The following is a 5,647-nucleotide window of genomic DNA, read 5'->3' on the forward strand; positions in this document are numbered from 1 at the left end:
GACTGGCTGGAGCGCCGCGCCGCGCGGCCCGATCCGGGCACCACGCCGGTGTTTCGCCCGCCGATGCTGGCCCATCCGATCGAGGCGGCCGATCGGGCCGGGCTCGATTGGTCGGCGTATCGGGCGGAGTGGAAATGGGATGGCATACGGGTGCAACTGGTCGCGACGCCGGGCGGCAAGCGGCTGTATTCGCGCGGGGCGGATGATATTTCGGCGAGTTTCCCGGAAATCATGGATGCGATGGCGTTCGACGCGGTGCTGGATGGTGAGTTGCTGGTGATCCGCGATGGTGTCGTCGCGCCCTTCGCGGATCTGCAGCAGCGGCTCAACCGCAAGCTTGTCAGCGCCAGGGCGCGGGCGGATTTCCCGGTTGCGGTGCGGTTGTACGACATGCTGTTCGAGGGGGCGGAGGATCTGCGTGGCTTGCCATTCGATGCGCGGCGCGCACGGCTCGACGCCTGGTATGACGCAACACGGCCGGCATTGATGGATGTGTCGGCGCAGATACCGTTCAGCACCGAGGCGGAACTCGCGGCGTTGAGAGCGAGTGCGCGGGATGACGGGATCGAGGGGTTGATGCTGAAAGCGGGATCGAGCCCGTATCTGGCGGGTCGGCCGAAAGGGTATTGGTGGAAATGGAAGCGCGATCCGCTCAGCCTCGATTGCGTGCTGATGTATGCCCAGCGCGGCCATGGCCGGCGCAGTTCATTCTATTCGGATTACACCTTCGGCGTCTGGACCGAGGAAGGGCGGCTGGTGCCGATCGGCAAGGCCTATTCCGGCTACACCGATGCCGAGTTGCTGGTGCTGGATAAATGGATCAGGTCACACACCACCGCGACCTACGGGCCGGTGCGCGAGGTGGAACCGGGCATTGTGCTCGAAATCGGCTTCGATGCGGCGCAGCGCTCGACCCGGCATAAATCGGGCATCGCGCTGCGGTTTCCGCGGATTTTGCGTCTGCGGCTGGACAAGCCGCCGGGTGAGGCGGATCGGCTGGAGACGGCGCTGCGATTGGTCGCTACGGTGCCGGATGAGGGTCTGACTCCGGCCAGAAATCTTCCGTCATCATCTGGGTGAACGACCAGGGGCAGGGGGTGGGAAATCCGCTTTCGGCGAGACCCGTCTCGTTTTCCGCCTCGATCCGCGCGATCCGATAGGCTTCGGCGATCGCTTCGGGCAGGATCGATTTCAGGCTTGGATTGTCCTTGATGTGAGATTCGAGGCTGATGCGCTGCACCCGCACGCTGTTGCGCCAGCTATGGCCGCGGAACGCTGGTTGAAATTGCCATTTCAGCAGGTGCAGCAGCAAGATTGTCAGTCGGCTCACCAATTCGCGCTTTTCGGTTTTGCCCATGGTCTCGATTTCAGTGGCGATGTGTTCGATATCGGCTTCGGCGAGCTTGCCGGCGCGCAGGAGTCCGGCCTGTCGGTGGGCCCAGGCGTAGAAATCCTGTTCGTAGAGGGTCGCGTTGCTCATATCGCCGTCTCCGGGCATCGGATACAACCGCGTTTTTATGCCAAGCAGAGTCGCACCGCAATCCGGATCGTTAAGCGGCGTCCGGCGCCAGCACGCCGAGGGCGGCGGCAATGCCGAACGCGCCGGGCAGGGCGCTGTGGGGAAACAAGGTGGTGACGTGACCGAGTTTGCGGCCATCGCGGGCGGCGGTTTTGCCGTAGTGGTGGGGGATCAGCCCCGGCGTTGCGACGATTTCGGGCCAGAGTGCGAGGTCGGCGGGGCCGACCAGGTTTTTCATCACCGCGTCGGAATGGCGGGTCGCGGCGGGGAGAGGCAGGCCGGCGACGGCGCGGATATGGAGTTCGAACTGGCTGGCGGGGCAGGCGTCGATCGTCCAGTGACCGGAATTATGCGGGCGAGGGGCGATTTCGTTGGCGAGGAGGCGGCCATCGGCATCGACGAAGAATTCGACCGCCATCAGGCCGATAAGGCCGAGGCGGTCGGCGATGTGCAGGGCCAGGGTTTGTGCTTCGCGGCGGAGATCGGGGTCGAACGGCGCGGGGGCGAGGGTGAGGTCGAGGATGTGGTCGCGATGGCGGTTTTCCACCGTGTCGAACGCGGTGCTGGCGCCATCGGCACCGCGTGCGACGATGACCGAGCATTCGCAGGCGAAATCAACGAAGCCTTCCAGGATCAGCGGTTTCGGGTTGAGCAGGGTGAAGGCGATTTCGGCTTCGCCGGCGGATTGGATCAGCGCCTGGCCCTTGCCGTCATAGCCGAGGCGGGTGGTTTTCAGCACGGCGGGCAGGCCGATCGTGGCGATCGCCGCGCGTAGCTGGGCCAGGGTTTCGACCGGCGCCCAAGGGGCGGTGCGGACGCCAGCGGCGTTGAGGAAGGTTTTTTCGGCGATACGGTCCTGGCTGATCCGCAGACTGTCCGGCCCCGGGCGGACCGGGCGGCGTTCGGCCAGCAGGTCGAGCCCTTCGGCGGAGACGTTCTCGAACTCGAAGGTGATGATGTCGACCGCTTCGGCGAAGCGGATCAGGGCGGCGTTGTCATCGTAATCGGCGAGGGTGGTGAGGCTTGCAACCTGCGAGGCCGGGGCGTCGGGCTCGGGGGTGAAGATATGGCAGCGATAGCCCAGGCGGGCGGCGGCCATGGCGGACATGCGGCCCAATTGGCCACCGCCGACGATGCCGATGGTGGCGTTGGGCGGAAGGGGAAACGGCATGATCAGTCTTCCGGTGTTTCGGGGACGCCTGCGGTCTGTGCGGCGCGCCAGGCGATCAGGCGGTCGGCGAGGGCGGGATCGGACTGGGCCAGGATCGCGGCGGCGAAGAGACCGGCATTGATCGCGCCGGGTTTGCCGATGGCAAAGGTGGCGACCGGGATGCCTCCGGGCATTTGGACGATCGAATACAAACTGTCCAGACCGCGCAGCGCGTGGGAGTCGATCGGGACGCCGAGGACCGGCACGGTGGTGAGCGATGCGACCATGCCGGGGAGATGGGCGGCGCCGCCGGCGCCGGCGATGATCACGCGCAGGCCGCGGGAGTGGGCCGATTTGGCGTAGGCGATCATGCGGTCAGGGGTGCGGTGGGCCGAGACCACACGGGATTCGAACGGCAGTTTCAGCATGTCCAGAATTTCGATGGCGAAGCGCAGGGTCGGGAAATCCGACCGGCTGCCCATGATCACGCCGACGAGGGGCGGATTCATGCGATATTATCGGGGATCAAGCGGCTTTCGAGGCGCAGGATCTGATCGCGGAGAAGGAGTTTGCGCTTTTTCAGGCGCTGGACCTGGAGCTGGTCGATCGCGCCCTGGTCGCCGAGCCGGGCGATTACGGTGTCGAGGTCGCGGTGTTCGCTGCGGAGTCCGTGCAGCTGGCGAAGCAGATTATCCTTGTCGGTCAGCATGATCGGCTCCTTAGCACAGGGACGCAACCAACTCCTACCCTGGTTTCGATCGCCGATCCATGCATCGCGTGACCATTGGGTTGCGTAAAAGTTTGGTGACAACCGGCGGGATCCGGGCTTAGTCTCAAAACCGGTACGCCGATGAGGCGGCCGAGACGTTCCCGTTGGCGATCCATTTTTGGAGAGGAGTTTGTAATGAGCTTGGAAGCGAGACTCGAGTCGTTGAAGACCCGCCACGCCGGCGTCGATGCCCGGATCACCGACGAGGATCGGCGCCCGCGTCCCGATGACGATAACCTCGCACGGCTCAAACTGGAAAAACTCCGTTTGAAGGAAGAAATGGAACGGTTGCGGACGCGCCAATAGGCGCGATCCTGCACGGCGCCTGAGCCGGTCCGCCCGGCTCAGGCGTGAATTTCAGGCCGCCTCGTCTTCGACATGGGGCAAAACCGGGGGGATGGGCTGGCCTTCGCGCACGGCCTTGGTGTTGGCGGCGTTCACGGCGTCGTTCAGGTCGGATTGCTTGCACAGGCCGAGAATGACGGGGTCGCGCGGCTTGATGTTGGCTGAGTTCCAGTGGCTGCGTTCACGCACTTTCTGGATGGTTTCCTTGGTGGTGCCGAGCAGCTTGACGATGGCGGCGTCCTGCACCAGCGGATAGTTGCGCAGAATGAAGGCGATTGCATCCGGCCGGTCGATGCGCTTGGCGACGGGGGTGTATTTGGCGCCCTTGCTGCGCTTGGCGCCGGGGTTGGCGGCTTCGAGAACCTTCAGCCGGGCGGCGGGGTCGGCTTCGCAACGCTTGATCGCTTCGGCCGTGGTCTGTTTGTTGGCGACCGGATCGTAGCCGACGATGCCCTGCGCCACCTCCCCATCCGCGATGGCCTGGATTTCGAGCGGATGCATGCCGCAGAAATCGGCGATCTGTTCGAAGGTCAGAGCGGTTTTTTCGATCAGCCACACGGCGGTGGCTTTCGGCATCAATGGAAGCGTCATGATCATACCTCAGAGAGAGCGGCGGGCGGCCAAGTTCGTGCCTCGGCGGAGCCGACATACAATAGCCACGGTGATATGGTGCACAGTATGTATGCTGGTCAAGCGATTCCGCGCTGCGATCATTGCAGACCGCCCCCTCGTCGGGCGACGGAGGTTGGAACCAGGGCATTGAAAGAGCGGCGCTGAACCAGGGGTGGGCCTTGCGCGCGATGCCGGGACAGGAAATATAACGAGGATGATTGATCCGTTCGGCCGAACCATCACCTATCTGCGCATCTCCGTCACCGACCGGTGCGATTTTCGCTGTGTCTATTGCATGGCCGAGGACATGAATTTTCTGCCCAAGGCGGATCTTCTGTCGCTCGAGGAGTTGGAGCGGCTGGCCGGCGCGTTCGTGCGGCTTGGCGTGCGCAAGCTGCGGTTGACCGGGGGGGAGCCGCTGGTGCGGCGGGGCGTGATGGCGCTGGTCAATCGGCTGGGGCTTCAGATCGGCCATGGGCTGGATGAGCTGACCCTGACCACCAATGGCAGCCAATTGGCGCGCTATGCCGATGAACTGGCCGCGGCGGGCGTGCGGCGGATCAATGTCAGTATCGATACGCTCGATGCGGTGAAATTTGCCGCGATCACCCGCTGGGGCCGGTTGCCGCAGGTGCTCGAGGGTGTGAAGGCGGCGAAGGCGGCCGGGTTGCGGGTGAAGATCAATGCGGTGGCGCTCAAGGATGTCAATGAGCATGAATTCGATGCGATGCTGGCGTGGTGCGGCGCGCAGGGGTTTGATCTGTGCCTGATCGAGACGATGCCGCTGGGTGAGATCGATGGCGACCGGATGGAGCAGTATCTGCCGTTGTCCTTGGTGCGACAGCGCCTGGCGGCGAACTGGACCCTGACGCCGAGCGATTATGCGACCGGGGGACCGGCGCGGTATTTCGATGTGGCCGAGACCGGGACACGGTTGGGCTTGATCACGCCGTTGACCCATAATTTCTGCGAGGGCTGCAACCGGGTGCGGCTGACCTGCACCGGGACGCTTTATATGTGTCTCGGTCAGGACGATGCGGCGGATCTGCGCGGCGTGATGCGCGCGAGCGATGATGACACCGTGCTCGAGGCGGCGATCCGGGCGGCGATCGCGCGTAAGCCGCGAGGGCATGATTTCGTGATCGACCGGACGCATAACCGGCCCGCGCTGGCACGGCACATGAGCGTGACCGGCGGCTAGAGCGTTATGCTTTCAGCTTAACGCTCTAGCTCTATGTTTTTTCGAGCGATT

The 5,647-nt window shown here is 64.2% G+C and carries 8 protein-coding genes; 3 read left to right on the plus strand and 5 right to left on the minus strand.

What is annotated here, in order from left to right; translation table 11 throughout:
- The coding region (locus ACP5E6_RS11005; RefSeq protein WP_427954286.1) for a cisplatin damage response ATP-dependent DNA ligase at nt 1–1,080 on the plus strand (1,080 nt) is incomplete at its 5' end.
- Here ACP5E6_RS11005 and ACP5E6_RS11010 read toward each other — a convergent pair.
- The 4 genes from ACP5E6_RS11010 to ACP5E6_RS11025 form a co-directional block, all read right to left on the minus strand.
- The gene (locus ACP5E6_RS11010; RefSeq protein ID WP_427954287.1) at nt 1,022–1,480 is read right to left on the minus strand and encodes a DUF29 domain-containing protein; all 459 of its coding nucleotides are present in this window, start codon (nt 1,478–1,480) and stop codon (nt 1,022–1,024) included. The two genes, ACP5E6_RS11005 and ACP5E6_RS11010, sit on opposite strands and share 59 nt — an antisense overlap.
- A 70-nt stretch (nt 1,481–1,550) precedes the next feature.
- Nucleotides 1,551–2,690 carry a 5-(carboxyamino)imidazole ribonucleotide synthase gene (locus ACP5E6_RS11015; RefSeq protein ID WP_427954288.1) on the minus strand — a complete coding sequence of 380 codons (1,140 nt, stop codon included), beginning with the start codon at nt 2,688–2,690 and terminating at the stop codon, nt 1,551–1,553.
- Between the two features lie 2 nt (nt 2,691–2,692).
- Nucleotides 2,693–3,178, minus strand: a complete 486-nt coding sequence (purE, locus tag ACP5E6_RS11020) for a 5-(carboxyamino)imidazole ribonucleotide mutase (RefSeq protein ID WP_427954289.1) — start codon at nt 3,176–3,178, stop codon at nt 2,693–2,695.
- Nucleotides 3,175–3,378 (minus strand): YdcH family protein, encoded by a 204-nt coding sequence (locus tag ACP5E6_RS11025; RefSeq protein WP_427954290.1) that lies wholly within the window; start codon nt 3,376–3,378, stop codon nt 3,175–3,177. The genes purE and ACP5E6_RS11025 overlap by 4 nt, the downstream gene beginning before the upstream one ends.
- Before the next feature lie 195 nt (nt 3,379–3,573).
- On the opposite strand from ACP5E6_RS11025, the gene ACP5E6_RS11030 reads away from it, so the two are divergent.
- Nucleotides 3,574–3,744, plus strand: coding sequence for a YdcH family protein (locus tag ACP5E6_RS11030; RefSeq protein ID WP_427954291.1), 171 nt, complete (start codon nt 3,574–3,576; stop codon nt 3,742–3,744).
- 51 nt (nt 3,745–3,795) lie between these two features.
- Here ACP5E6_RS11030 and ACP5E6_RS11035 read toward each other — a convergent pair whose 3' ends face one another.
- Nucleotides 3,796–4,380 (minus strand): DUF1013 domain-containing protein, encoded by a 585-nt coding sequence (locus ACP5E6_RS11035; protein ID WP_427954292.1) that lies wholly within the window; start codon nt 4,378–4,380, stop codon nt 3,796–3,798.
- A 229-nt stretch (nt 4,381–4,609) separates the two neighbouring features.
- Here ACP5E6_RS11035 and moaA point away from each other — a divergent pair, with 229 nt between their 5' ends.
- Entirely contained in the window at nt 4,610–5,596 is a 987-nt protein-coding gene (gene moaA / locus ACP5E6_RS11040; protein WP_427954293.1) for a GTP 3',8-cyclase MoaA, read from the plus strand.
- Nucleotides 5,597–5,647 lie beyond the last annotated feature (51 nt).

It is taken from the genome of Acidiphilium sp., from assembly GCF_049977125.1.
In the GTDB taxonomy this organism is placed as follows: Bacteria; Pseudomonadota; Alphaproteobacteria; order Acetobacterales; family Acetobacteraceae; genus Acidiphilium.

Coding starts and splice junctions, on each gene's coding strand:
- ACP5E6_RS11035 (WP_427954292.1), bottom strand. CDS start 4,380: ATGATCATGACGCTTCCATTGATGCCGAAAGCCACCGCCGTGTGGCTG.
- purE (WP_427954289.1), bottom strand. CDS start 3,178: ATGAATCCGCCCCTCGTCGGCGTGATCATGGGCAGCCGGTCGGATTTC.
- ACP5E6_RS11010 (WP_427954287.1), bottom strand. CDS start 1,480: ATGAGCAACGCGACCCTCTACGAACAGGATTTCTACGCCTGGGCCCAC.
- moaA (WP_427954293.1), top strand. CDS start 4,610: ATGATTGATCCGTTCGGCCGAACCATCACCTATCTGCGCATCTCCGTC.
- ACP5E6_RS11025 (WP_427954290.1), bottom strand. CDS start 3,378: ATGCTGACCGACAAGGATAATCTGCTTCGCCAGCTGCACGGACTCCGC.
- ACP5E6_RS11015 (WP_427954288.1), bottom strand. CDS start 2,690: ATGCCGTTTCCCCTTCCGCCCAACGCCACCATCGGCATCGTCGGCGGT.
- ACP5E6_RS11030 (WP_427954291.1), top strand. CDS start 3,574: ATGAGCTTGGAAGCGAGACTCGAGTCGTTGAAGACCCGCCACGCCGGC.